Genomic DNA, 24856 nt, shown 5'->3' with positions numbered 1-24856 from the left:
ACGCCATCACACGTCCACCGCCTCGCTGCCGACGAAAGCGATGCGCAGCATGTTGGTCGCGCCCGGCGTTCCCAGCGGCACGCCGGCCACCACGATGATGCGCTGGCCTGGCTTGGCGAACCCCTCGCGGAAGGCGAAGCGGCAGGCGCGCGAGACCATGTCGTCGAGGTCGCGGGCGTCCTGGGTGACGACGCAATGCACGCCCCAGAGCAGGGCGAGGCGGCGGCCGGTGGCGATCTTCGGGGTGAGCGCGATGGTGATGGGCTTGGCACGTTCGCGCGCCACCCTGAGCGCCGTCGAGCCGGACGAGGTCCAGCAGACGATCGCGGACAGGTCCAGCGTCTCGGCAATCTGGCGGGCGGCGAGCGCAAGGGCATCGGCGCCGGTCGCTTCCGGCTCGGCGCGCTGGTTCTGGATCACCGCGCGGTAGGTCGGGTCGGATTCCACCTCCTCGGCGATGCGGTTCATCATGGTGACCGCCTCGACCGGGTACTGGCCGGCCGCGCTCTCCGCCGAGAGCATGATGGCATCGGCGCCCTCGAACACGGCGGTGGCGACGTCCGACACCTCGGCGCGGGTCGGCACGGGCGCGGTGATCATGCTCTCCAGCATCTGGGTCGCCACCACCACCGGCTTGCCGGTGCGGCGGGCAAGCCGCGTGATCTGCTTCTGGATGCCCGGCACCTTGGCCATGGGCATCTCCACGCCGAGGTCGCCGCGGGCGACCATCAGCGCATCGGCAAGATCCATGATCTCGGCAAGGCGGGTGACCGCCTGGGGCTTTTCGATCTTGGCCATGACGGCCGCGCGCCCGCGCGCGATCTTCTTCACCTCGGCCACATCCTCCGGCCGCTGCACGAAGGACAGGGCGATCCAGTCGACGCCGGCATTCAGCGCCGCGTCGAGGTCGGAACGGTCCTTTTCGGTGAGGGCGGAGACCGGCAGTTCCGTGTCGGGCAGGCTGACGCCCTTGCGGTCGGAGACCTTTCCGCCGACCATCACCCGGCAGACCGCCTTCTTCGGCGTGCAGTGCTCGGCCTGGAGCACCACCTTGCCGTCGTCGATGATCAGCCGATGACCCGGTTCCAGCGCGGCGAGGATTTCCGGATGCGGCAGGTGCGCGCGCGTCGCATTGCCCGGTGCCGGATTGGAATCGAGGGTGAAAGCCTCCCCGTTCGACAGCATGACAGGCCCGTCGGCAAAGGTGCCGACGCGCAGCTTCGGTCCCTGCAGGTCGGCCAGGATGCCGATCGGCCGCTGCAATTCATGCTCGATCGACCGGATCGTCTCCACGAACTCGCGCAGCTTGTCATGCGCGGTGTGGCTCATGTTGATGCGGAACACGTCGGCACCGGCATGGAACAGCGCGGCGATCTGCTCGCGGGTCGACGAGGCGGGACCGAGGGTTGCGAGAATCTTGGTTCGGCGCAGGCGACGCATGAATCACTTGGCTCCCGGGGTTCCGGGCAGGTTAGCCCCGATTCATGACGGCAGGCCAGCCGCGCGGCACGGCTGCGACAGTGGCGTCCCTACGCCCGGCCCGCCTCGCTCGACAGCATGGCCGGGTCGATGCCGATCTTGCGCATGGCGCGCTCGTATTTGGTTTCCACATCCGAACCGAAGATGAGGTCCGGATCGGCAGCGCAATGCAGCCAGCCATTCGCCTGGATCTCGCTCTCGAGCTGGCCGGCGCCCCAGCCGGCATAACCCAGCGCCAGCACGGCATTGGTCGGGCCTTCGCCCGTGGCCATGGCCTTGAGGATGTCCAGCGTGGCGGTCAGGCAGATGCCCTCGTCAATCGGCAGCGTGGAATTCTCGATATAGAAGTCGGAGGTGTGCAGCACGAAGCCCCGCCCGGTCTCCACCGGCCCGCCGCGCAGCACGTTCACGCCGGTGACGTCCGAGGGCAGGTTGATCTTGCGATCCTCGGGAATGATGTCGAGTTGCACGAGAAGGTCGGGAAAGGCCACGTTCGAGGCCATCTGGTTGACGACAATACCCATGGCGCCGTCGGACGAATGGGCGCACATGTAGATCACCGACCGGGAGAAACGATCGTCGCGCATCGTCGGCATGGCAATGAGCATCTGTCCGTCGAGATATCCGCGCGGATTGCCCAGACCTTTGCGTGTCGTCCTGCCCTTGGCCATGGTGCCAGATTAACGCCAATCGTCGTGTTGCGCCACAGCAACCGGGCATGCGCCTGCGAACGTGATCGCTGCGCGCCGGTGCCTTCAAGCGATCGTCAGTGGCCAAAGGCCTTTCGACCCCCTACATCGCCGACATGATCGATCGCCGCCTTTTCACCACGGGGCTCGCGGCCGGCCTCATGGCGCCGGGTGCGGCGCTTGCCGGGCCAGCAGCCTCCGCCTGGTCGCAGGACCTGAAGTCGTCGGCCCGGCTGATCGGGGCCGGCACGACAGGTGAGGGCACCTTGCTGCGCCATCTGCTTGGTCTCGAGATACGGCTCGACGAGGGCACCAAGACCTATTGGCGCACGCCGGGGGATTCGGGCGTGCCGCCGCAGTTCGACTGGTCGGGCTCGACCAACCTCGCCGATGTCGCGGTCTCCTGGCCGGCGCCGGTCCGGTTCGCGGACGGCGATGGATTCTCCATCGGCTACAAGCGCGATGTGGTGCTGCCGCTGCTGGTCCGGCCGCAGGATCCGGCGCAGCCGGTCGATCTGCGGCTGAAACTCGCCTATGCCGTCTGCGACCGGATGTGCATTCCGGCAAAGGCCGAGGCCCGGCTGAAGAGCCGGCCGGGCATGGCGTCCGACCCCGATCTCGTCCGGTTGCGCAGCGGCTTTGCCGCGCGCGTGCCGCAGGCCGGTGCGCCCGGCCTGTCGCTGGCGATCGACAGTATCGACCGCTCGGGCCGCCACCCGGCGGTGCTGTTCACGGCAAAGGTCGGGCAGGCCACGGGACCCGTTGATCTTTTTGTCGAGGGGCCGGAGGAGACCTGGTCGCTGCCGCTGCCATCCGTGCTCGACGCGGCTGGTGAGACCCGCAGGTTCCGGTTGGAACTCGACGGCGTGCCGCGCGGCATCGATCCGATGGGCCGGGACCTGACCTGCACCCTCGTGACAGCGGCAGCGGCGCTGGAGGCGCGGCTGCGGCTCGCCTGACGACATCGAGAGGGCGATGCGGCGCCTCTCGACGCGACGGCATCCGCACCTTAAGTCTGCCGCGTCCGGCCTCTCGGCGTTGCCGAGCCCAGCGCAGGGCACAACCCATTGCAGGAGTTCCCCATGACCATTGAGGTGGGCGCCAAGCTGCCCGAGGCCACGTTCCGGACGATGACCGATGACGGTCCGGGGGCCCGCACGACGGAGCAGGTCTTTGCCGGCAAGACCGTGGTGCTGTTCGCCGTGCCGGGTGCCTTTACCCCGACCTGTCACAAGAACCACATGCCGGGCTATGTCGAGAATGCCGAGGCCATCCGGGCCAAGGGGGTGGATGCGATCTACGTCACGTCGACCAACGACGTGTTCGTGCTCGATGCCTGGCAGAAGGCGTCCGGGGCGGCCGGCAAGGTCGGCATTCTCGCGGACGGCAACGGCGATTTCGCCAAGGCCATCGGCCTGTCGAACGATTCGACGGCCTTCGGCATGGGCATCCGCTCCAAGCGCTATTCGATGCTGGTGAAGGACGGCGTGGTCCAGAAGCTCAACGTCGAGGACAAGCCCGGCCAGGCGGAAGTGTCCGGAGCCGCGGCCCTGCTCGGCCAGCTCTGAGGCACTATCGGCTGGCGGGCACCCGGATCGTGCCGGCTGCGGCCAGCCGGTCGATTTCCGTTTCCCCAAATCCGAGATCGGCGAGGATGGCCCGGCTGTCCGCGCCGAGATCGGGCGCCGGCCCCGGCAGGTCCGCCAGGGCGCCATCGAACCGGGCGGCGCCGCGCGCCAGGCGCACCCGGCCGACCGCGCCATTGTCGATCTCGGCGATGGCGCCGTTGTGGACGACCTGCGGGTCGGTGATAACGTCGCCCCGCTCGTTGACCCGGCCGACGGGCGTGCCCGTGGCCTTGAGGCGCGCCAGCGCCTCCTGCGTGGTCAGGGTGGCGAACAGCGGTTCCAGGACCGCCCTCATCTCCGCGGCATGGCGGCTGCGCATGGCGAGCGAGGCAAAGCGCGGGTCCTTCGGGATGTCCGGGCGTCCGAGGCCCTCGCACATGGCGGCGAACTCGCCCTGCTGCGGCACCATCGTCGCGAGGTGGCCGTCAGCCGTCTTCCACAGCCGCTGACTGGCGCCGAATTCGGGAAATGGCGGCGGCGGGTCGTCCAGGAAGACGTGATTGTACATCGCATCCGGCCACTGGAAGGCCAGGGCAGCATCCAGCATGGAGAGCTCGATCCTGCGGCCGGTGCCGTCCCGCCCGCGCGCGAACAGGGCGGCGGTGATGGCCTGCGCGGCGGTGAGTGCGGTGAGCTTGTCGCACAGGGTCGTGGCCAGCAGCATCGGCTCCTTCGTACCCGGCTCGCGATGGGCTGCCGCAAAGCCCGATACGGCCTGCACGACGGAATCATAGACCCGCGCCCCGCTGTCCGGCCCGCTCTGGCCGAAGCCGGAGATGGACAGGTAGACGATGGCCGGAGTGACGGCCGAGACCGCCGCATGGTCGAGCCCGAGCCGCGCCATCGCGCCGGGCCGGAAATTCTCCACCAGCACGTCGCAGCGCGCCGCCAGCGAGAGGGCCAATTGGCGCCCGGCCTCCTGCTTCAGGTCGATGACGATCGACCGCTTGCCGCGATTGGCTGCGATATACATGGCGGACATGCGGCCCCTGGACGGACCGATCATGCGCGTCGTGTCGCCCTCGGGCGGCTCGACCTTGATCACCTCGGCGCCCTGGTCGGCCAGCATGGCGGTCGCCATGGGGCCGGACAGAACGGCGGAGAAGTCGAGGATGCGGATGCCTGTCAGGGGGCCGGGCATTGATCCGTGCTGCGCAGGGTGACGTCGGTCAGGGTGGACGCCTTCGGGCCGAAAGCTTCCGCTCTCAGCGCCAGCTCGACGTTGAGTGAAATGCTACTTCACCAAGCGAAAAGATCAACCGTGCCGAAAGACCGGCCTGCCGGCGTCAGGCCGCCAGCAGGACGGCCAGTGCCAATGGCAAGCGGCCGGCTGGCAGGTGGAGGGTCGCGCGGCTCGCGAGCGCCTCGCGGATCCTCGACAAAATGCGGGCGGCCCGGCGCGTCGCGCGCAGCGGCAGGGTGATCGCGGCCGGCAGGCTGTCGCGGCAGATGGCGTGTTTGCGGACGTAGTGCGGCACATGCCACGTGGACCATGTCCCGGCGCGGAACAGGGCGGCATCGCCGGGGCCGAGCCGGCGCGTGGCGGTCCCCTCGCCCGAGACGATCACCTCGCCCTCGATGATGTGGACGATCTCGTCGCCGCCGAAGAACCAGCGGAAGCGGCCGGCCGTGCAGTCCCAAACCATGGCGCTGGTCGTGCCGTCGGACGAGCCCGACCAGTGGCGACAACGTGCGACCGGCTGGCCCTCCATGATCCATTCGGGCCGGATAGGGGCCGGATCGAGATCGAGGCTGGCAAGACTTGCCGCATCGAAGGGCGCACGGCTCATGGATGTCTCCTGTTCCATCGCGGGACATTCGCGTCGGGTCGGAAACGGCCTCGCAAGAGCCTTGCCGGGATCAGACCCGGGTCGCCCAGAGCAGCCAGACGGCCACAACGGCGAGCAGGACGGCGAGAATGCGGCGCACCCGCCCGATGCCGGCCCGGCGCCGCAGTACCGGCTCCAGCCGTGCCGCGGCCAGAACGATGCCGGCATGGATGGTCGTGGCCACGGCCACGAAGATCGCGGCATGGGCTGCCGAACTCGCCATCACGGCGGCCGGCGGGCCGGGCGCGATGAAGGCCGGCATGACAGCGACATAGAAGACCGCGGCCTTGGGGTTGAGAACATTGGTCAGGAAGCCGCGCCAGAGCAGGCCGGTATCGGACCGGGATCCACCAAACTCGCCGTCGTCTGCACCGGCATCGCGCCAGGTTTCCCAGGCGAGCCAGAGTAGATAGAGCGTGCCGGCCCAGCGCAGCGTCTCGTAGAGAACGGGACTGGACGAGACCAGCGTGCCGAGCCCGGCAACCGCCAGCGCTCCGATCAGGGACAGGCCGAGCGCAACGCCTGCGACAGCAAACAGCCCGGCCCTGCGCCCCCGCGCCAAAGTCATCGCGGCCAGCGTGGCCATGTTCGGACCGGGCGTGATCTCCACCAGGATGCAGGTGAGGAGGAAGCCCAGCATGGCGGTCAGCGCCCGGCGGGCTTGAACGGCGCCATGCCCTGCCGCGCCAGTTCGTCCGCACGCTCGTTCTCGGGGTGCCCGGCATGGCCCTTGACCCAGTGCCATGTCACGTCATGCAGGTCGCGCAGGTCGTCGAGGCGCTCCCAGAGATCGGCGTTCTTCACGGGCTTCCTGTCGGCGGTTTTCCAGCCATTGCGCTTCCAGCCATGGATCCATGTCAGGATGCCGTTCTTCACATACTGGCTGTCGGTATGAAGATCGACCCGGGTCGGGCGCTTGAGGGCCTCCAGCGCGCTGATGGCCGCCATCAGTTCCATGCGGTTGTTGGTGGTCACGGCCTCGCCGCCGGACAGTTCCTTCACCTGGTCGCCCCAGCGCAGGATGGCGCCCCAGCCTCCCGGCCCCGGATTTCCCGAGCAGGCGCCGTCGGTGAAGATGTCGACGCGGCGGGCGGCGGGGCTGGCGGCGGCGGTCATGACAGGCCGTATTCGGTCGCCGAGACCACCTTGCGGTGGAAACGGAGTTTCTTGAAATATTCGAGCGGATCCTTCGGCGTCACGACGGCTCCCGGCGGCACGTTCAGCCAGTCGACCAGCCGGGTCAGCAGGAAGCGTAGGGCCGAGCCGCGGCAGAGCAGCGGAAGGGCCGCCCGTTCGGCGCCGTCCAGCGGCCTCACCGCCTGATAGGCTGCGATCATGGCCGAGCCCTTGGCAAAATCGAACTCGTAGTCGGCCGAAAAGCACCAGGCATTCAGGCAGATGGCAAGGTCATAGGCCAGGATGTCGTTGCAGGCGAAGTAGAAGTCGATCAGCCCGGAGAGCCGGTCCTTCAGGAAGAAGACATTGTCGTTGAACAGGTCGGCATGGATCACGCCGGTCGGCAGGCCCTGCGGCCAGTGGCGCTCGCAATGCTCCAGTTCCTCGGCAATGGTGGCGCCGAGCGCGGTGGCAACCGTATCGGCCCGGTCGCGCGCGCGCTCGTAGAGGGGTCTCCAGCCGCCGACCGAAAGCGCGTTGCGGCGGGTCAGCGCGAAACCCTCCCCCGCCAGGTGCAGGTCGGCCAGCGCCCGCCCGACAGCCGCGCAGTGATGCACCTGCGGGCGACGGATCCACAGGCCTTCCAGAAAGGTGACGATCGCCGCCGGCCGGCCGGCAAGCTCGCCGAGCGCCTCGCCGGACGTCATCTTCACCGGCTGCGGGCAGGTCAGCCCGCGCGCGCTCAGATGTTCCATCAACCCGATGAAGAAGGGCAGGTCCGCCGGATCCACGCGCTTCTCGTAGAGCGTGAGGATGAAGGAGCCCGCCGTGGTGTGGACGAGGAAGTTGGAGTTCTCGACGCCCTCGGCAATGCCCTTGAAGGACAGCAACTCGCCGATGTCGTAGCGGGTCAGGTGGGCCGAGAGGTCCTCGGCTGTGACGTCGGTATAGACGGCCATCGGTGACGGTCTCAGGCCGCCGCGTCGGGGCGGAGTTGTCGGGGCAGGGGGAAGAAGACGCTCTCGTCGGCGGTGGATACCGTCTCCACCCGCACGTCGAAGCGCGCGGCGAAGGCGGCGATGATCTCCTCGACCAGCACCTCGGGCGCCGAGGCGCCAGCGGTGATGCCAAGCGAGGAGACGGCACCGAAGCGGCTCCAGTCGATGTCGGCGGCGCGCTGGACCAGGTCGGCGATGCGGCAGCCCTCGCGCTCGGCGACCTCGCGCAGGCGCTGGGAATTGGACGAGTTCGGCGCACCGACCACGATCATGGCCTCGACCCGCGGGGCAACGCGCTTCACCGCCTCCTGGCGGTTGGTGGTCGCGTAGCAGATGTCTTCCTTGTGCGGGCCGACAATGGCCGGGAAACGTGCGCGCAGGCAGTCGACGATCTCGCGCGTGTCGTCAACCGACAGGGTCGTCTGGGTGACGAAGGCCAGCGCCGCCGCATCGCGCGGGGTGAAGGTCCGCGCATCCTCCAGCGTCTCGACCAGCGTGACCGCGCCGGGGGGCAACTGGCCCATGGTGCCGACCACTTCGGGATGGCGGGCATGGCCGACAAGAACCACCTCGCGGCCGCGCCGGTGGTGGATCTCCGCCTCCCGATGCACCTTGGTGACGAGCGGGCAGGTGGCGTCGATCGCGAGGAAATTGCGCGTCTCGGCTTCGGCGGGAACCGATTTCGGCACGCCATGGGCGGAAAAGATGACAGGGGCGTCGGTGTCGGGGATTTCTGCCAGTTCTTCGACGAAGATGGCACCCTTGGCCTTCAGGCTGTCGACCACGAAGCGGTTGTGGACGATCTCGTGGCGGACATAGACCGGCGGGCCATAGAGTTTGAGGGCCTGCTCGACGGCATCGATGGCGCGCACCACGCCGGCACAGAAGCCGCGCGGGGAGCAGAGCAGGATGGTGAGCGGGGGCTTGGTGTCCAGGCTGGCCAAGGGGGTCTCCAGGAGGTGCGTGCCCGGTTTCGGGGCAAGCGCGCCGCCTGTCAAGGCGAACGGGAGCGCAGAGGCCCGCCGGTCGCCCGCCACTCAATCGCCCAGGCCAGTCTCCTCATGGTAGAGGCGCGGCAGGAAGGCCTCGAACTGTCCCACTTCCTCGACATTGTGCCGAAACCAGGCCTGGCCCTTTTCGGGCGAGAAGGCGAAGCGGGCGACCAGGGGGTTGGCGAGGCGCAGCAGCGGTCCCGATGCACCGACGATCAGGCTGTTCTCGTAAAGCGTGCCGCCAGCCACCCGCTCGAACCGGTATTCCATGCGGGCGAAGCCGGTCCTGCCGTGGAATTCGGGATTGTGGACATAGCCGCCCTCGTCCAGCCGCTCGATATGGCTGCGCGTGTCCACCAGAAACCGCTCGTCGCGGCCGAGCACCTCGATCAGCCGCAGGATCGCGCCGGGGCCGACGCTGCCATCGGGCAGACGGCGGGCATAGCTGATGTGGACATGGTCGCGCGGGTGCCAGAACCGGTAGCGGTTGTAGCGCTGCCCGCCGAAGGCGATGTCGCCTTCCAGATTGCGGAACCACCAGGCCAGCATGGCCGGCGTGACCCCGCGCAGCACATCGTGGCGGATGCTGTAGCGGACACGCCCGTCGGGCAGGTGCTCGACGGCCGTGTCGGCCGATGTGACGGGCCTGAGGGGGAAGGGCAGGACGAGCGGGTCCGGAAGGCCCTGGAAGCGCACGGCAACCGGGCGGGGCAGGGGAAGGGCAGCAGCGGCGGACATGGGGTCTCCGTTGGGCGGTTATATGTAAAGCATTCGCTATATGATTGCCCTAGCATCTCCGTCGCTATATGTAAAGCGTGGACAATACAAATGAGCGACGATGACCGACACAGATGATGACAGCGGACGGCCCGTGCGCCGTCCTCCGGGGCGCAAGCCCTCTGCCGAGAAACGGGCGGCCATCGTGGCGGCAGCGCTGCGCCTGTTCGCGGAACGTGGCGTTGAAGGGGCCACGACGCGCGAGATCGCGGCCGGCGCAGGCACCACCGAACGCACGCTGTTCAAGCATTTCGGCGGCAAGGACGGCCTCGTCCGGGCAGTGGTGGAGGATGCCTCGCTGGCGCTTGTCCGGCAGGCCTCGTTCGCGCGGGTGCTCAGCGCCGAACCGTTCACGCCGGACACCTTCGCCGGGTGGCACCGGCAGTTTCTCGAGGAGCGGGTCGCAGCGGCCGACCGCTCGCCCGACACCTACCGGGTCATCGTCCGGGAACTGCTGCGCGACGACGGCTTTCGCCAGCGCTATTCAGCGGCCTGGATGTCTGCGGTCTTCGGGCCGCTGGAACGGCAACTGGCGAGCATGCAGGAGCGCGGCCTGATCGCAACCGGCTCAAGCCCGCAAGCGCTGGCGGGGCTCTTCTTCAGCCTCAACCTTGGCTATCTCGCCTCGCGCTATGTGCTGGCGCCGGAGCGAGGCTGGGAGACCGGCGGCGATATCGGGGCCATCGTGGCGCTGTTCCGCGCGGCCTGCGGCAGAGCCTGAGCGGCCGGCCGCGCCACCCGGACCCGCCGCACGACGGCGACGATTTCCTGGCGCGTGGAGACTTTCGCGCCCAGGGCAATGGCCTTGCGCCGCTCGAACGCGGTCAGGTCATAGTGGGGGGCGGTGGTCTTCGGCGGACCCTGATAGACAAGGCGATGCACGCCGAGGCGGGCGGCGAAACCGTGCAGCTCCTGCTCGGTGTCGGCGAGCAGGTGGCACCACCTGAGCCCCTGCCAGTGCCAGATCGCCTCATCGACATAGACCGTCACGGGCGGGCCTCAGGCGGCCTGCAGGCCGACGGAGCCGAGAGCCGCGTCCTGCCGTGCTGTGACCTCCGCCAGGCTGAAGCGCTCGATCTCCTCATTGTAGAGCCGGTAGAAGTTGAGCTCGGCCTTCAGGTGCAGGAACACGCCGCCGAGGCCGATGGCGGCCCGGTCCATCAGCACGAATTCCTGCGGGATGGTGATGGGCCCCTTCTCCTTCAGCGCCTGGTGGACCTGGAAGGCCTCGCGGCGGCCATAGGCGCCGGGCGCGACGCCATCGGCGATGGAGCGCACGCGGTCGTCGAGCAGGGGACCGTAGATGAAGCGGGCCCAGACGTTCAGAACGTCGATCAGGTCGCGCTTCAGGTTGCGGAAGCCCCAGGTCTCGTAGGCATGGACGACGCGCGCCTCGTCGTTGATTTCCAGCCCCTTGTACAGGTCTATCACCGCGGCGATGAAGCGGGGCGGAAAGATGCGCACGCAGCCATAGTCGAGCAGATTGATCCCGCCGGGTTCACCCGCGTCCTCGAACACCGTGTAGTTGCCGAGATGGGGGTCGCCGTGGATGACGCCGACCGACGTGAACGGGTGCCACCAGGCGCGGAACATGGCGGTGGCGAGCCGGTTGCGGATGGCGAGCGGGGTATCGACATGGCTCAGCATCTTCGTGCCGTCGAGCCACGAGAGGGTCAGCAGACGCCCGGTCGACAGATCGGCATGGACATCGGGCACGCGCACCAGCGGCTCGTCGTCGAGTACGCCGGCATAGAGCGCGGCATGCTTGGCCTCGCGCCGGTAGTCCAGTTCCTCGCGCACGCGCGCGGAGATTTCCTTGATGATCTCGCGCGTGTCGATCACCGGGTCCATGCGCCGATGCAGGGCGAAGAGGATTTCCAGCTGGGCGATGTCGGCCTCAACGGCCGACTGCATGTCGGGATATTGCAGCTTGCAGGCAAGGCGGGCGCCGTCATGGGCGGTCGCGCGGTGGACCTGTCCGAGGGAGGCGGCGGCGGCCGGCAGCTTGTCGAAATGGGCGAAGCGTTGCTCCCAGTCCGGGCCGAGCTCGGCCATCATGCGCCGCTTGACGAAGGCCGGGCCCATGGGCGGGGCCTCTGACTGGAGCTTCTGCAGTTCGTTGGCATATTCCGGCGGCAGCACCTCGGGAATGGTCGCCAGAAGCTGAGCGACCTTCATGATCGGGCCCTTCAGGCCCCCGAGTGCGCGGGTCAGGTCGGCGGCGTTCTTCTCGCGGTCGAGGCCGAAGCCGAACAGGCGCGCGGCGGCTATGGAGGCCGCGGCGCCCGAGACATTGGCGCCGACCCGGGCATAGCGCGACAGACGGCCGGTCAGGCGGTTGGCTTCCTCGTCGCGCTGGCTCATGGGATCTCCGGCCGGTGGTGCACTGTACAGATAGTGCGCTGGCCGGCATGGCGCGAGGGCTGTCAGGCTGGCGGGCAATTGTCCCTGATCCAGCGCGTCAGCCCCTCGTCGCCGACCTCGCCGGCGGCGAGCGCAAGGATCATGGCAGCCATTTCCGTTTCGGGAACATCGAAGTCGACGCCGTTGAGATCGAGGAACACAACGAAGGCGAGCAGCGCCGCACGCTTGTTTCCGTCCACGAACGGGTGATTGCGAGCAATCCCGTAGGCATGGGCGGCTGCCATTTCCGGCAGCTGCGCACCTTCGTAAGCCCACTTGTTCCGCGGACGATCGAGCGCGGATTCCAGCATTCCCCGATCCCGAATTCCCTGGGGACCGCCAAACTCCCGCAATTGCTTGTGGTGGATCGCAATGACGAGTTCGGTCGACAGCCAGACGGGCTCGCTCACTTTGCAAGCTCCGCAAGCGCGTTCCTGTAGCGCCTGATGGCCTTGCCCGCGCTTTCCATTCCCTTGGCGAAATGCGGGTCACGGGCCGACAGTTGCAGGGAGCCGTCCGCAAGTTCCGCGACATGAAGCCTGTCGCCTTCCCGCAGGTTGGCGCGCGCAACAAGCTCCTTCGGCAGGATGAGACCAACCGAATTGCCGATTTTGCGAACCTGCAGCACGAAGCCTTCAGTATCGCCCCTGCGCGGCTGATCGTTCACGGCGGCCTCCATCGCGTTATACGAAACGTATAACATGGAGTGCGCGGCCTGTCTTTCCGCGCCTCAGTCCACCGTCGTGTCCAGAATGAACGGCCAGCGGCGGCCATGGACGCGGATGGCCGAATAGGAATTGTCCAGCCAGAAGCCCGTCGCCGCCATGGTCGCATGCGGGTTGCTGCGGCGCTCGCCGGAGAACGTCACGTTGGCAAGCGGATAGGTGCTGGTCTGCCGCCCGAGCGTTGCGAGCGTCTCGATGCGGACCGCCTCGGACGACACCCATGCCCTGGTGACGTAGTGGCGAAGGTAGACTTCCAGAGCGACCGCGAAGAGCGCGCAGAGAGGCGCCAGAACGAGGGAAGCGACGTGGTTGTTGGTCGGATCCTCGATCCGCGTCGCCCAGGCAAGCCACAGGAAGAACAGGGCCGGCGCCCAGAACACCAGTTGCAGGAACCGCACTCGCCGGAAGCGTGTGTTGCGGTAGATCAGCGCAAAGCCGTCTGCGTCCCGTTCAGCCGGCATGGGCCTTCAACTGCTCGATCAGGCCGTGGACGTCGCCGAGCACCCACAGGTCGCGGACCCTGTCGCCCTCGAAGGTGAAGAAGGGCGCCCCGGCCCAGGCGACATGCTTGCCCGTCGGCGCGAATCCGAAGAGCTCCTTGCGATGATGGCCATGGAAGCGCAGGCGGCCGGCGACCCGGTTGTCTTGCTCGACCAGTTCGAGGATGTCGCTGGTATAGTCGCCGAGCGCGCCGGTGACGAAATCGACATAGCCTGCGAACTGGTCGTGGCCGACGAGTACGGGTCCGAGCGACCCCCGGAAGGTGAAATCCGGATGGAAGATCGAGGGGATCAGGCTCTTGTCGGCCCGGTCCCACATCTCCTTGTAGAAGCGCGTGACGACCGCGATCTGGTGCGACATCACGCTTCCATAGCCTCCAGTTCGTCGATCAGCCGGGCGAGGACGCCGATGCCGCCCTGCCAGAAGGCCGGGTCGCGCGCGTCGAGGCCGAAGGGGGCGAGCAGGTCCGCATGGTGCCGGGTGCCGCCTGCCGCGAGCATGGCGAGATAGCGCTCGGCGAACCCGGAAGAGGAGGTCTCGTAGACCGCGTAGAGCGAGTTCACCAGACAGTCGCCGAAGGCATAGGCATAGACATAGAACGGCGAGTGGATGAAGTGCGGGATATAGGCCCAGAAGGTCTCGTAGCCCGGCTTCAGTTCGATTGCGGGCCCCAGGCTCTCCGACTGTACCGACATCCAGGTCGCGCAGATGTCGTCGGTGGTCAGTTCGCCCTCGCGGCGGGCCAGATGCACCTTGCGCTCGTAGGAATAGAAGGCGATCTGGCGCACCACCGTGTTGATCATGTCCTCCACCTTGGAGGCAAGCAGCGCCTTGCGCTGCGCCGGTTCGGTGGCGGCCTCGAGCAGGGCACGGAAGGTCAGCATCTCTCCGAAGACCGATGCGGTCTCGGCAAGCGTCAGCGGTGTCGGCGCCATCAGCGCGCCGTTGGGGGCGGCGAGCACCTGGTGGACGCCATGTCCGAGTTCATGGGCCAACGTCATCACATCGCGCGGTTTGCCTTGGTAGTTGACCAGCACGTAGGGATGGGCGGAGGGCACGGTCGGGTGCGAGAAGGCGCCCGGCGCCTTTCCGGGCCGAACCGGCGCGTCGATCCAGCCCTCGTCGAAGAAGCGGCGGGCGACATCGGCCATGGACCGGTCGAAGCCGGCATAGGCGGTGAGCACGGTGTCGCGGGCCCGGTTCCACGGGATCGGCGTCGTATCGACCTTCGGCAGCGGGGCGTTGCGGTCCCAGTGCGACAGGGTCTCGCGGCCGAACCATTTCGCTTTCAGCTTGTAATAGCGGTGCGACAGGCGCGGATAGGCGTCGGTGACGGACGCGACCAGCGCATCGACCACCTCGCGCTCGACGCGGTTGGACAGATGCCGGCCATCGGCAACGTCTTCGAAGCCCCGCCAGCGGTCGGAAATCTCCTTGTCCTTGGCCAGCGTGTTGGTGATCAGCGTGAAGGTGCGCAGGTTGTCCCGGAAGGTGGTGGCCAGCGCGTCTGCGGCCTCCTTGCGGCGCGCCTCAGCCGGGTCCTGGAGCAGGTTCAGTGTCGGCTCGAGCGGCAGCTTCTGGTCGCCGATGGAAAAGCGCAGCGCAGCGATTGTCTCGTCGAACAGCCGGTTCCACGCCGCGCGGCCGGTCATGGCCTTCTCGTGGAAAAGCTTCTCGATGCGATCCTCGAGCTGGAACGGCTTGTCCTTGCGCAGGTCCTCGATCCATGGACGCCAGTGTGCAAGCTGCGGGTTGGCCAGGGCCTGGTCCATCAGCGCATCATCGAGCCGGTTGAGCTCCAGCGTGAAGAACAGCAGGTGCGAGGAGATCGCCGTGATCTTCTCCTGCACGTCGCCATAGAACTTGGCACGCGCCGGATCGGTGGTATCGCCCGCATAGACAAGGCCGGCAAACGAGGCGAGGCGGCCGAGACGGTCCTCCAGGGCTTCATAACGGCGGATGGCTGCGGCGAGGTCCGCGCCGGCATCGGTGGCGTTGAGCCTTTCGGCAAGCGTGCCCTTGTAGGCGGCCTCGAAGGCGAGGGCCTCGGCCTCGGACCAGTCGAGGTCGGACTTCACCTCCGGCGCGGTCATCGCCGGATAGAGGTGCCCAAGGTTCCACTCCGGCAGGTCCCCGAACGGACCGGCCGCACTTGCCGCGCTGGACGCGGTATCCCGGACTTTCCGGCGCATGGATCTCGTCTCCGCCTCCCGATGTCGATCCTGCCCGGTATGGGCAAAGTGGCGCGCCGGTTCAACGTGGCGGATCGGCCGGAGGAGGCGGGAGAGCGCGGCCGTTGTATTCGGGCAACGGCCGGGGCTGCAGGTCAGGCGCTCATGCTGGCAGCCGGCGCCCAGGCCTGCTCGCCCTCGGCGAGGCGCCGGAAGCGCACGAGCGTGTAGACGCCCATCGGGGCGACCCGGCGGCGCTCGATCACCTGCGCGCGGCCGCTGCCCGCGGCCCAGTCCTGCAGGCGCTGGAAGGGGAACTCCGGCCGGAGGCCGAATGTGTGCGCGTGGCGGGAGAACCAGCGCTCGATGGCCGCGGCCAGGCCGCGCTCGGAATAGAGGTGATTGACGAGGATGATCTCGCCTCCCGGCTTCACCACGCGGGCCATCTCGTCCAGCACCCGCTCCGGCCGTTCCACCAGCGTGATGAGGAACTGCGCGACCACGCAGTCGAAAAAGCTGTCCGGAAAGTCGAGGTCATGGGCGTCCATGACCCGCACGTCGCGCACATGGGGAAAAGCCCCGCTCGCCATGCGGTCCCGGGCCTTGGCGATCATGGGTTCCGAGAGGTCGATGCCGTAGATTTCGGTCGAGGCGTCATAATCGCCGAACGACAGGCCCGTGCCCACGCCGACCTCGAGGATCCGGCCGCCGGCCTGCATGGCGGCGGCCGTCGCGGCCCGCCGTCCCTTCTCGAAGACTGGACCGCAGACCGCATCATAGATGGGCGCCCACCGGGCATAGGCCCGCTGCATCGTGTCGCGGTCGAGATCGCCGGCCATGGCTGGGCTCCCTGGGTGGCTTGGAACCAATTTCACAGCGTGCCCGCGGCGATTCGCCGCTGCGGCCACCCTGGTCGTTCCAGCGCTAGCAAGGGCGTGCGACAGTTCCACGACACCTGCCCGGCGGGCCGCATGGAGGCCTGTTGAGGTGTCACAAAAGCGCTACGGGAATCTGATGTTGCTCCGCAAAATCGCTCAGTCTTCCGGAGCCGGATTGATGGCGCAGAAGCGGCACAGGGCCATATTCATCTCGGACGTTCATCTGGGCGCACGCGGCTGCCAGGCCCAGCTCCTGATCGACTTCCTCCGCCACAACGATGCCGACGTGATCTATCTCGTCGGCGATATCGTCGACGGCTGGCAGCTCCGGCGCGGCTGGTACTGGCCCCAGTCGCACAATGACGTCGTGCAGAAGCTGCTGCGCACCGTGCGCAAGGGCAGCCAGATCATCTACCTGCCCGGCAATCACGATGAGTTCATGCGCGACTATTTCGGCACGCATTTCGGCGGCATCGAGGTGATGGACCAGGCCGTTCACGAGGCTGCCGACGGTCAGCGCTTCCTGGTCATTCACGGCGACACCTTCGACGTGGTGGTGATGCATGCCCGCTGGCTCGCCCTCATGGGTGACTGGGCCTATGACGCCGCGCTCTATTGCAACCGGTGGGTCAATCTCGTCCGCCGCAAGCTCGGTCTGACCTACTGGTCGCTGTCGGCTTGGGCGAAGCTGAAGGTGAAAAAGGCGGTCAATTTCATCGGCGCCTTCGAGGAGGCCCTGGCCACCGAGGCGAAGCGCCAGAAGGTGGACGGCGTCATCTGCGGCCACATCCATCATGCCGCCATCCATGACCAGCTCGGCATCCGCTACATGAACTGCGGCGACTGGGTGGAAAGCTGCTGTGCCCTCGTGGAGGGCTATGACGGCCGCTTCGAGATCGTCCGCTGGACGGCGGTGCATGCCTCGCCGAGCCTTGTCGCGGAGGAGGAGGCGCTGCCGGACATCCCGCTGCCGCTGCCGATCCCGGGCCGATCGCCGCTGGGCGTGTGAAAGGCTGCGACCTTGAGGCTGGCGATCGCCACCGACGCCTGGGAACCGCAGATCAACGGCGTCGTCCGGTCGCTGGGCGAGACCGCGCGCAGGCTGCCGGCACTCGGCATCGACCCGCATTTCGTGACGCCGCAGGGGCTCGCGACCCTGCCGCTGCCGACCTATCCGGACATCCGCCTTGCCATCGGCGCAGGGGCGGCGATTGCGGCGCGGCTGGACGAGCTCTCGCCCGAGGCCGTCCATATCGCCACCGAGGGTCCGGTCGGCCTGGCCGCGCGGCGCTGGTGCCGGTCGCGCGGCCTGCCGTTCACGACCAGCTTTCACACCCGCTATCCTGATTATATCCGCGCCCGCGTGCCCGTTCCGGAGGGGTGGACCTACCGCGCCCTGAACCGCTTTCACGCCCCGGCCGTGCGCACGCTCGTGCCGACAGCCTCGGTGCGCGCCGAACTGGAGGCGCACGGGTTTGGTCATCTCGTGCTGTGGTCGCGCGGGGTGGATGCAGACCTGTTCCGGCCGCGGCCGGACGCAAGGCTCGACCTGCCACGGCCGATCATGTTGTCGGTCGGCAGGCTGGCCGTGGAGAAGAACCTCGAAGCCTTCCTGTCGCTGAACCTGCCTGGCACCAAGGTCGTCGTCGGGGACGGTCCGCAGCGCGCTGAACTGGCGAAGCGGTTCCCCGGCACCGTGTTTCTCGGGGCCCGCACGGGCGAGGACCTTGCCCGCATCTATGCCGCGGCCGATGTCTTCGTCTTTCCGAGCCGGACCGACACCTATGGCAATGTCATGCAGGAGGCGCTGGCGAGCGGCCTTCCCGTGGCGGCCTTCCCGGTTCCGGGGCCGCTCGACGTGCTCGCCGAACCGGGCGCCGGCGTCATGGATGACGACCTTGCCAGGGCCATCCGCGGTGCTCTGAGGCTTGATCGCGCCCAATGCCGGGTCATCGCCGAGGGGCGGACCTGGGAGGCGGCAGCCCGGCAGTTTGCCGATGCTCTGGCGCCTTTTCCCGCGCTTGCGGCCGCCGCATGACAAATCGGCACAGCCCGCTTACGGCCGATTAACCCGCCCTTAACGGCGGACGACCACCTTTTCCCGAATCGAAACACTGGGTTTCGGCGGGAAAGTGCATCACATGACGACTGTCCTCATCTGCGACGACGATCCGGTCCAGCGCCGCCTGGTGGAAGCCATGGTGCGCAAGCTCGGCCATGACGCGCGCATCTGCGAGAACGGCGAACAGGCCCTGCAGATGCTGCGGGAGGAGGGTGAGACCGTCGATCTCGTTCTCCTCGATCTTGTCATGCCCGAGCGTGACGGAATGGGCGTGCTGGCGGCCATGCGCGAAGAGGGGCTCGTCAAGCCGGTCATCGTCCAGACCAGCCAGGGCGGCATCGACACGGTGGTCAATGCCATGCGCGCGGGCGCGACCGATTTCGTGGTCAAGCCGGTCGGTGCCGAACGCCTGTCCGTGTCGATCCGCAACGCGCTGAAGACCGAGGCGCTGGCAGCCGAAGTGCAGCGGCTGAAGCGCAAGGTCGAGGGCACGATGACCTTCAAGGACATCGTCACCCGCTCGCCGCGCATGCAGCCGGTGCTGAAGGTCGCCGAGAAGGCGGCCGGCTCCATGATCCCGGTGATGATCGAGGGCGAGAGCGGCGTCGGCAAGGAGCTTCTGGCGCGTGCCATTGCCGGCTCGGGAGAGCGGCGCTCCAAGGCCTTCGTCGCGGTCAATTGCGGTGCGATCCCGCAGAACCTCGTCGAGAGCATCCTGTTCGGCCACGAGAAGGGCGCCTTCACCGGCGCCACCGAGAAACACACCGGCAAGTTCGTCGAGGCCCATGGCGGCACGCTGTTCCTCGACGAGGTGGGCGAACTGCCGCTGGAGACCCAGGTCAAGCTGCTGCGCGCCATTCAGGAAGGCGAGGTCGATCCGGTCGGGGCCAAGCGCTCCGTCAAGGTCGATATCCGCATCATCTCGGCCACCAACCGCGATCTCATCCGGGCGGTGAAAGAGGGCCGGTTCCGAGAGGACCTCTACTACCGCCTCTGCGTCTTCCCGATCACCCTGCCGCCGCTGCGCGAGCGCGCGGAGGACATTCCCGATCTCGTCCGGCACTTCCTCGCCCGCATCTCGGTGGAGGAGGGCAAGCGAATCCGCGCGGTCCAGCCCGCCGTGCTTGGCCTCCTCAGCGCCTATCCGTGGCCGGGCAATGTTCGTCAATTGGAGAACGCCGTGTTCCGCGCGGTCGTCCTGTGCGACGGGGACGAGTTGTCCGTCGCCGACTTCCCCCAGATCGCCGCGCAGGTCGACGGCTATGAGGTGGTGGTGCCGCTGGCACCGCCGGTCGTGGCGGCCCCCGCGCTTCAGCCGGGAGCCATGGCCCAGCCTGCCATGATCGTGACGGGGGCTTCGATCGGCCTCCTCGACGAGGCCGGACATGCGCGCACGATGGAGGCGCTGGAGACCGAGGCGATCCGCTTCGCCATCGACCATTATCGCGGTCAGATGTCGCAGGTGGCGCGCCGTCTGGGTATCGGCCGTTCGACTTTGTACCGCAAGCTCAAGGAATTGGGCATCGAGGATCGTGACGAGGAACAGGTGTGACTGCAAATCCTCGCTGACTTCGAATTGATGGAAGGCGGGGGCCCGCGGGTTGATTCCGGGGCATGCGCATGGTCGAAACTCGGCATCCCGCCGGGTGTGGGACGTGGGAAGATTCGGGAGGGGAATGTCGATGCGGCTTGGTCCGGCGCTTCTCGCCAGCGTCCTTGTCGGAGCAGGGCTGGCTTCGGCCCCGCTCAGGGCATCGGATGCCATGCGTCTCGCCGGCTGGGAGGTGGAGGCTGCGATCCCGCGTCCGCCGCTCGACCGCGTCGGCCCGCTGACGCCGGGCCATTTCGGCCTGGAGGCCTTCCCGCCATCGTCCATCCTCGCGGAGTCGGACAATCCGGATGACGAAGCGCCGGCCGTTGCTGCTGCGCCGCAGTTGCCCGAGCCGACCGAGGCTGATTTTGCCGTCCTGCCGGAGGATCCTCCGAGCCTGGTGGAGGACGGCCAGCCCGATCCCGCCATTACCGCCGAGCGCGTGGCCCTGCAGCTGCGCGTCCTGCTCGCCCGGCCCGGTGGCGACCGCGCGCTCCAGCAGCAGTTCAATCCCTTCTACCGCGAGCGCGGCTATCAGCCGGTCTTCGTCAGCGAGGGCATTGTCTCCGAACGCGGGCAGGCGCTGCTGACCCGCCTCGGCCAGGCCGGCGACGATGGCCTCGACCCGGCAGCGTTCCGTGTCGAACTGCCGACCGGGGCCCGCAATGCCGAGAGCGTCGCCCGCCTCGAACTGGCCCTTGCCCGCGCCGCAGTCCTTTATGCCGCCCAGGCCTCCGCCGGTCGCACCCAGCCGCGTCGCCTGTCCGGCTATTTCGACGTGACGCCGCCGCGCATCGAAACCACCGAAGCGCTCGGCGTCCTGGCGGCCGCGGCCAGCATTCCCGCAGCCCTTGACGGGTTCAATCCGCCCCATGCCGGGTTCCGCCAGCTGCGCGCCAAGCTCATCGAGATGCGCGGCGAGCGCCGTGAGATGACCACCGGCGAGGTGACGCGCACCCACGCGCTGCGCGAGCGCAACATCATCGCCAATCTCGAGCGCTGGCGCTGGCTGCCACGCGACCTCGGGCAGAGCCACATCTGGGTCAACTCACCCGACTACCACGTCAACGTCATCCGGGACGGACAGATCGTTCATCGCACCCGCACGGTGGTCGGCCGCGCCGAGACGCAGACGCCGGTCTTCTCGGATGCGATGAACCACATCGTGTTCAATCCTTCCTGGTATGTGCCGCTGTCGATCGTGCGTCGCTCCATGCTGGGGCCGGCGAGCCGCAACAACAGCTATTTCGCCCGCCAGGGCATCCAGGTGACCCAGGGTGGCCGGCAGGTCGATGCCTCCACCATCGACTGGAGTTCGGCGAGTGTCGGCCGCTACGCGTTCCGCCAGCCGCCCGGTGCGCGCAATGCGCTCGGCCGCATGAAGTTCATGTTCCCCAACCGGCATGCCGTCTATCTGCACGACACGCCCTCGCGCAGCTTCTTCAACAATGCCAACCGGGCGCTCTCCAACGGCTGCGTGCGCGTGCAGAATCCGGAGGAACTGGCCGAGGTTCTGCTCAACATGGGCCAGCCCGGCGAGACCTGGAGCATTGCGCGGATCCGCGGCCTTTATGGTCCCTCGGAGCGGACCGTGCGGTTCCGGCAGAGCGTGCCGATCCACCTCGTCTATTTCACGATGTCGGTGGATCCGACCGGCTCACTGGTTGAGTTGCCGGACATCTACGGCCACAATGCCCGCGTTCGCGCGGCACTCAATGGCGGTCGCGGCTGAGGTCCATCACCGGTCGCGATCGAAGCCATCATGATCCGGCATGATTTCGCCACACTCCGCTCTTACCGGTCACGGGTCCGTGAGCGAGGTCATGCTTTCCGACCTGTTGACGACAGTCAGGGTTCTTTAACCGATCCCGGCCACACTGTTTTCACCATAGGCCGGCGCTGTCCGGCGAAGCGCCATTCCTGGTCCGTTTCCAACCCGGTAGCATAGTGACCCCATCCCAGCGATCAGCGTCAGGAACGGCTCGGGAGCGCGCGCTGCGCGCCGGTGCCACCGCCGCCCTCAGCTTCGGTATCCTGATCGCGGTCAGCAGCCACACCCAGACGGTCGTGGCCAATGGCGATACGCGCACGCTGTCGATGCTGCACAAGCACACCGGCGAGCAGATTCTGGTCACCTTCAAGCGCAATGGCCGTTATGACCGCGATGCGCTGAACAAGCTGAACTGGTTCCTGCGCGACTGGCGGCGCGACGAGCCGACCCGCATGGATCCCCACCTCTTCGACGTTGTCTGGGAAGTCTACCGGTCGGTCGGTGCCCAGTCGCAGATCCACGTCGTATCGGCCTACCGTTCGCCGGGAACCAACGCCATGCTGCGGCGTCGTTCCCGCGCCGTCGCCCAGCAGTCGCGCCACATTACCGGCCAGGCGCTGGACTTCTACATCCCCGGCGCCTCCATGGTGCGGGTGCGCGAGGCCGGCATGCGGCTGCAGCGCGGCGGTGTCGGCTTCTATCCGGGATCCGCCAACCAGTTCGTCCATATGGACACCGGCTCTGTGCGCCACTGGCCGAAGGTTTCGCGCGACTATCTCGCGCGCCTGTTCCCCGATGGTCGCACGGTCCACATTCCTGCCGACGGCAGACCGCTGGCAGGCTTCGATTCCGCGCTGGCCATGGTGCGCGCGCGTGGCGGCAGTGCCTCACGCACCTATGACTCGCGCGCCGACGAGCAGATGAGCTCCGACGACGATGGCGACCGCGGCGGCGTCATCCGCCAGCGTTCCAATGCCAATGTGTTTGCCGGCCTGTTCGGCGGAGCCAGGCGGCCTGCGCCGCCGCCGCCCGCTCCGGTTGTTGCCGCACCGGCAGCACCGCCGGCTCCGGCCGTTGCTGAGGCTGCACCGGGTATTCCGGCGCGGACCGAAGCTCCGACCGCTTCGGGTCGTCCCGTCCAGATTGCGCCTGCCGCTCCGCGCATGCTGATTGCCGCCGCTCCGATCCCGCCGCGCGCACCGCCCGCCGCCGCACGCATGCGCGATGCCGGCGAGGAAGAGGCCGAGGCCGAGAGGCTCGTCGCCGCGCCGCTACCGCCCGCCCGTCCGACGCTCCCGGGTGAGACGGTCGTTGCCATGGCGGATGCCGCCGCCGCCCCGGCCGCCCGCGGCCAGAACCGTCCGTCGGTTCTCCCCGAGCCCGGCCAGACTGCCCTTCCCGCCATCATCACGACCGGCGACCAGCGCGGCCGCGCCGGCCAGCCCGCCGATGCGCCGCCGGCCGTTGCCCTTGCCTTCGCCTCGCCGTCGCGTCCGGTCACGTTGCCGCAGGCGGCTGCGATGGGTCCGCAGCCGCGCATGGCACCGCTGCCGCTGCAGCGGCCCCAGCAGGACCTGCGCTCGGCGCGTTCCCCGGCCGCAGCGCCGCTGATGGTGGCGCCCACCCCCGATACCTCGCGCACCGGTGTTGCGCTGGCTCGCCAGACCACAGAGCGCGGCACCTCGGCGGCCGTCCTTTCGGCACCCGATCTGCGCCAGCAGCGTCTGATCGAGCAGCCGGTGCAGATGGTTGCCATGACCTTCTCCCGCTCGGCCTCCGGAACAGTCGACGCGCGGCGCTTTGCCGGCGAGGCGGTCGCCTCGCTCGCAACCGTCGAGTTTTCCAGAGCCGGCGGTTCCCAGAACCGGGCCTCGCTGAGCCGCTGACGGCTCCGTCCTCCGCGTTTCCGCCACAACGCAGCCCTGCGCCGCGAAGCCTGTCCCGACGGCGGCTCGCAGGGCAGGGTGCCGGCCCGGTTCAAGCTGGCCGGACCCGTGACGCGGACAGGTTCCATGATGAAACCGACGAGGCCTGAGCCGGACGGGGAACGCCGCCTCGCCCCGACATCGCCATCGGCGCGCGCATGACCCTGACCCGCATCGTCCCGCTGCTCCTCGCCATTCTGTGGGGGTTCAACTGGCCGGCCGTGAAGATCGGCCTGTCGGAAGTGCCGCCCTTCGCGCTGCGCATGGTCGGGCTGGGGGTGGGCGCGCTGCTCCTGGCACTCGTGGCCTGGGCCATCGGGCGATCGATGGGCGTGCCGCGGCGCTCATGGGGGCCGCTCCTGATCGCCGGCGTGTTCAACATTGCCGGCTTCAACCTCGCCACGGTCTTTGCGCAGCTGACGACATCGACGTCGCGGGCCGCCGTGCTGACCTTCACGACCCCGCTCTGGGCGGTGCTGTTCGCGTGGCTGTTCCTGGGCGAACGCCTGGATCGCTATCGCTGGATGGCACTCGGCATCGGCCTTGCCGGCGTGGCGGTTCTGTCCGCGCCGCTGCTGAGCGGGGAGATCCGGCCGCTCGGCATCCTGTTTCCCATGCTGGCGGCGGTCAGCTGGGCCATCGGGACCGTCTATCAGAAGGCGAACCCGATCGGAGGCGACCGGGTGGCCGTCACGGCCTATCAGTTGCTCATCGCCTCGGCGGTCGCCGGCGTCGGCTTCGTCATCGCCGGCGAGACGTTGCCGACCAGCGTGTCGATGCCTGTGGCCTGGGCCCTCCTGTTCCACGTCGTGGGAGCGACGGCGATTGCCTACCTGCTCTGGTTCCTGCTGCTGGACCGGTCAACGGCCGGCACGGCAGCGCTGGCGACCTTCTCCATACCGGTGGTCGGAGTGCTGGGGGCGATGGCACTGGTCGGCGATCGCCCCTCCGGGCTCGACTATGTCGGCTTCGCTGCCATCCTGGCCGCGGCGGGCGTGACGCTCTTCGCGCCCCAGCCGCGACCGGACTGATCGAGAGCTTAGGGCCTCAGCCCATGCCGAGGGCCTGCTTGTAGAGTTCCAGGATCGCCTCCTCCTCCATGCGCTCGTCGCGGTCCTGTTTGCGCAGCGAGATGATCTTGCGGAGGATCTTGGTGTCGAAACCATTGGCCTTGGCCTCGGCATAGACATCCTTGATGTCGTCGGCGAGGGCCTTCTTCTCCTCCTCGAGCCGCTCGACGCGCTCGACGAAGGCTTTCAACTGGTCGGCTGCGACGCTCTGGGTGTCGACCATGCGGTGCTCCAGGGGGTGGGTCCGGGGG

Annotated in this window: 27 protein-coding genes; 9 read left to right on the top strand and 18 right to left on the bottom strand. The window is 68.0% G+C overall.

The window, feature by feature from the left end:
- Nucleotides 1-6: 6 nt before the first annotated feature.
- Nucleotides 7-1440: a pyruvate kinase gene (gene pyk, locus ACTIFS_RS12180; protein WP_439574375.1), complete on the bottom strand. Its 1434-nt coding sequence runs from the start codon at nucleotides 1438-1440 to the stop codon at nucleotides 7-9.
- 89 nt (nucleotides 1441-1529) lie between these two features.
- The gene (locus tag ACTIFS_RS12175; RefSeq protein WP_439574374.1) at nucleotides 1530-2150 is read right to left on the bottom strand and encodes a YqgE/AlgH family protein; all 621 of its coding nucleotides are present in this window, start codon (nucleotides 2148-2150) and stop codon (nucleotides 1530-1532) included.
- Between the two features lie 98 nt (nucleotides 2151-2248).
- Here ACTIFS_RS12175 and ACTIFS_RS12170 point away from each other — a divergent pair, with 98 nt between their 5' ends.
- Both ACTIFS_RS12170 and ACTIFS_RS12165 read left to right on the top strand, forming a co-directional pair.
- The gene (locus ACTIFS_RS12170; RefSeq protein WP_439574373.1) at nucleotides 2249-3127 is read left to right on the top strand and encodes a protein-disulfide reductase DsbD domain-containing protein; all 879 of its coding nucleotides are present in this window, start codon (nucleotides 2249-2251) and stop codon (nucleotides 3125-3127) included.
- 123 nt (nucleotides 3128-3250) lie between these two features.
- Entirely contained in the window at nucleotides 3251-3736 is a 486-nt protein-coding gene (locus ACTIFS_RS12165) for a peroxiredoxin (RefSeq protein ID WP_439574372.1), read from the top strand.
- A gap of 4 nt (nucleotides 3737-3740) precedes the next feature.
- Here the strand turns inward: ACTIFS_RS12165 and ACTIFS_RS12160 are convergent, their stop codons facing one another.
- The 7 genes from ACTIFS_RS12160 to ACTIFS_RS12130 form a co-directional block, all read right to left on the bottom strand.
- Nucleotides 3741-4937 (bottom strand): CaiB/BaiF CoA transferase family protein, encoded by a 1197-nt coding sequence (locus ACTIFS_RS12160; protein ID WP_439574371.1) that lies wholly within the window; start codon nucleotides 4935-4937, stop codon nucleotides 3741-3743.
- A 145-nt stretch (nucleotides 4938-5082) separates the two neighbouring features.
- Nucleotides 5083-5586: a cupin domain-containing protein gene (locus tag ACTIFS_RS12155; RefSeq protein ID WP_439574370.1), complete on the bottom strand. Its 504-nt coding sequence runs from the start codon at nucleotides 5584-5586 to the stop codon at nucleotides 5083-5085.
- Nucleotides 5587-5656: 70 nt separating this feature from the next.
- Nucleotides 5657-6265: a LysE family translocator gene (locus ACTIFS_RS12150; RefSeq protein WP_439574369.1), complete on the bottom strand. Its 609-nt coding sequence runs from the start codon at nucleotides 6263-6265 to the stop codon at nucleotides 5657-5659.
- A gap of 5 nt (nucleotides 6266-6270) precedes the next feature.
- Nucleotides 6271-6741 carry a ribonuclease HI gene (rnhA, locus tag ACTIFS_RS12145; protein WP_439574368.1) on the bottom strand — a complete coding sequence of 157 codons (471 nt, stop codon included), beginning with the start codon at nucleotides 6739-6741 and terminating at the stop codon, nucleotides 6271-6273.
- A complete protein-coding gene (locus ACTIFS_RS12140) occupies nucleotides 6738-7700 on the bottom strand; it encodes a homoserine kinase (RefSeq protein WP_439574367.1) in 963 nt (320 codons plus the stop codon). The genes rnhA and ACTIFS_RS12140 overlap by 4 nt, the downstream gene beginning before the upstream one ends.
- Nucleotides 7701-7711: 11 nt before the next feature.
- The gene (gene ispH, locus ACTIFS_RS12135) at nucleotides 7712-8674 is read right to left on the bottom strand and encodes a 4-hydroxy-3-methylbut-2-enyl diphosphate reductase (RefSeq protein ID WP_439574618.1); all 963 of its coding nucleotides are present in this window, start codon (nucleotides 8672-8674) and stop codon (nucleotides 7712-7714) included.
- A 102-nt stretch (nucleotides 8675-8776) separates the two neighbouring features.
- Nucleotides 8777-9469, bottom strand: coding sequence for a DAPG hydrolase family protein (locus ACTIFS_RS12130; RefSeq protein WP_439574366.1), 693 nt, complete (start codon nucleotides 9467-9469; stop codon nucleotides 8777-8779).
- A 100-nt stretch (nucleotides 9470-9569) separates the two neighbouring features.
- Between ACTIFS_RS12130 and ACTIFS_RS12125 the strand changes: the two genes are divergently transcribed.
- Nucleotides 9570-10229, top strand: a complete 660-nt coding sequence (locus ACTIFS_RS12125; RefSeq protein ID WP_439574365.1) for a TetR/AcrR family transcriptional regulator — start codon at nucleotides 9570-9572, stop codon at nucleotides 10227-10229.
- Here the strand turns inward: ACTIFS_RS12125 and ACTIFS_RS12120 are convergent.
- The 8 genes from ACTIFS_RS12120 to ACTIFS_RS12085 all read right to left on the bottom strand — a co-directional run bounded on the left by ACTIFS_RS12120 (nucleotide 10139) and on the right by ACTIFS_RS12085 (nucleotide 16147).
- A complete protein-coding gene (locus tag ACTIFS_RS12120; protein ID WP_439574364.1) occupies nucleotides 10139-10498 on the bottom strand; it encodes a DUF4031 domain-containing protein in 360 nt (119 codons plus the stop codon). The genes ACTIFS_RS12125 and ACTIFS_RS12120 overlap by 91 nt on opposite strands.
- A 9-nt stretch (nucleotides 10499-10507) precedes the next feature.
- Complete coding sequence (locus ACTIFS_RS12115) at nucleotides 10508-11872, bottom strand: ABC1 kinase family protein (RefSeq protein WP_439574363.1); 1365 nt, start codon at nucleotides 11870-11872, stop codon at nucleotides 10508-10510.
- Between the two features lie 62 nt (nucleotides 11873-11934).
- Nucleotides 11935-12321, bottom strand: a complete 387-nt coding sequence (locus tag ACTIFS_RS12110; RefSeq protein ID WP_439574362.1) for a type II toxin-antitoxin system death-on-curing family toxin — start codon at nucleotides 12319-12321, stop codon at nucleotides 11935-11937.
- Nucleotides 12318-12590: an AbrB/MazE/SpoVT family DNA-binding domain-containing protein gene (locus tag ACTIFS_RS12105; protein ID WP_439574361.1), complete on the bottom strand. Its 273-nt coding sequence runs from the start codon at nucleotides 12588-12590 to the stop codon at nucleotides 12318-12320. Before ACTIFS_RS12105 ends, ACTIFS_RS12110 begins: the two co-directional genes overlap by 4 nt.
- Before the next feature lie 51 nt (nucleotides 12591-12641).
- Nucleotides 12642-13097, bottom strand: a complete 456-nt coding sequence (locus ACTIFS_RS12100; protein ID WP_439574360.1) for a hypothetical protein — start codon at nucleotides 13095-13097, stop codon at nucleotides 12642-12644.
- On the bottom strand, nucleotides 13087-13497 hold the full coding sequence (locus ACTIFS_RS12095; protein ID WP_439574359.1) for an ester cyclase: 411 nt from the start codon (nucleotides 13495-13497) through the stop codon (nucleotides 13087-13089). Before ACTIFS_RS12095 ends, ACTIFS_RS12100 begins: the two co-directional genes overlap by 11 nt.
- Nucleotides 13497-15329, bottom strand: a complete 1833-nt coding sequence (locus ACTIFS_RS12090) for a M3 family oligoendopeptidase (RefSeq protein WP_439574358.1) — start codon at nucleotides 15327-15329, stop codon at nucleotides 13497-13499. Before ACTIFS_RS12090 ends, ACTIFS_RS12095 begins: the two co-directional genes overlap by 1 nt.
- Nucleotides 15330-15463: 134 nt before the next feature.
- Nucleotides 15464-16147, bottom strand: a complete 684-nt coding sequence (locus ACTIFS_RS12085; protein ID WP_439574357.1) for a class I SAM-dependent methyltransferase — start codon at nucleotides 16145-16147, stop codon at nucleotides 15464-15466.
- Between the two features lie 217 nt (nucleotides 16148-16364).
- Between ACTIFS_RS12085 and ACTIFS_RS12080 the strand changes: the two genes are divergently transcribed.
- From ACTIFS_RS12080 to ACTIFS_RS12055, 6 genes are all read left to right on the top strand, one after another.
- The gene (locus tag ACTIFS_RS12080; protein WP_439574356.1) at nucleotides 16365-17195 is read left to right on the top strand and encodes a UDP-2,3-diacylglucosamine diphosphatase; all 831 of its coding nucleotides are present in this window, start codon (nucleotides 16365-16367) and stop codon (nucleotides 17193-17195) included.
- 12 nt (nucleotides 17196-17207) lie between these two features.
- Nucleotides 17208-18224 (top strand): glycosyltransferase family 4 protein, encoded by a 1017-nt coding sequence (locus tag ACTIFS_RS12075; RefSeq protein ID WP_439574355.1) that lies wholly within the window; start codon nucleotides 17208-17210, stop codon nucleotides 18222-18224.
- Between the two features lie 103 nt (nucleotides 18225-18327).
- Nucleotides 18328-19800: a sigma-54-dependent transcriptional regulator gene (locus ACTIFS_RS12070; RefSeq protein ID WP_439574354.1), complete on the top strand. Its 1473-nt coding sequence runs from the start codon at nucleotides 18328-18330 to the stop codon at nucleotides 19798-19800.
- Between the two features lie 124 nt (nucleotides 19801-19924).
- Nucleotides 19925-21571 carry a L,D-transpeptidase family protein gene (locus tag ACTIFS_RS12065; protein ID WP_439574353.1) on the top strand — a complete coding sequence of 549 codons (1647 nt, stop codon included), beginning with the start codon at nucleotides 19925-19927 and terminating at the stop codon, nucleotides 21569-21571.
- Between the two features lie 215 nt (nucleotides 21572-21786).
- The gene (locus tag ACTIFS_RS12060) at nucleotides 21787-23496 is read left to right on the top strand and encodes a DUF882 domain-containing protein (protein WP_439574352.1); all 1710 of its coding nucleotides are present in this window, start codon (nucleotides 21787-21789) and stop codon (nucleotides 23494-23496) included.
- 197 nt (nucleotides 23497-23693) lie between these two features.
- Entirely contained in the window at nucleotides 23694-24566 is an 873-nt protein-coding gene (locus ACTIFS_RS12055; RefSeq protein WP_439574351.1) for a DMT family transporter, read from the top strand.
- A gap of 16 nt (nucleotides 24567-24582) precedes the next feature.
- On the opposite strand, the gene ACTIFS_RS12050 is transcribed toward ACTIFS_RS12055, so the two are convergent.
- A complete protein-coding gene (locus ACTIFS_RS12050; protein ID WP_439574350.1) occupies nucleotides 24583-24828 on the bottom strand; it encodes a DUF2312 domain-containing protein in 246 nt (81 codons plus the stop codon).
- Nucleotides 24829-24856 lie beyond the last annotated feature (28 nt).

The sequence above is a fragment of the Phreatobacter sp. genome (genome assembly GCF_051860605.1).
Classification (GTDB): domain Bacteria; phylum Pseudomonadota; class Alphaproteobacteria; order Rhizobiales; family Phreatobacteraceae; genus Phreatobacter.
This window is presented reverse-complemented; position numbering and strand designations above follow the sequence as displayed.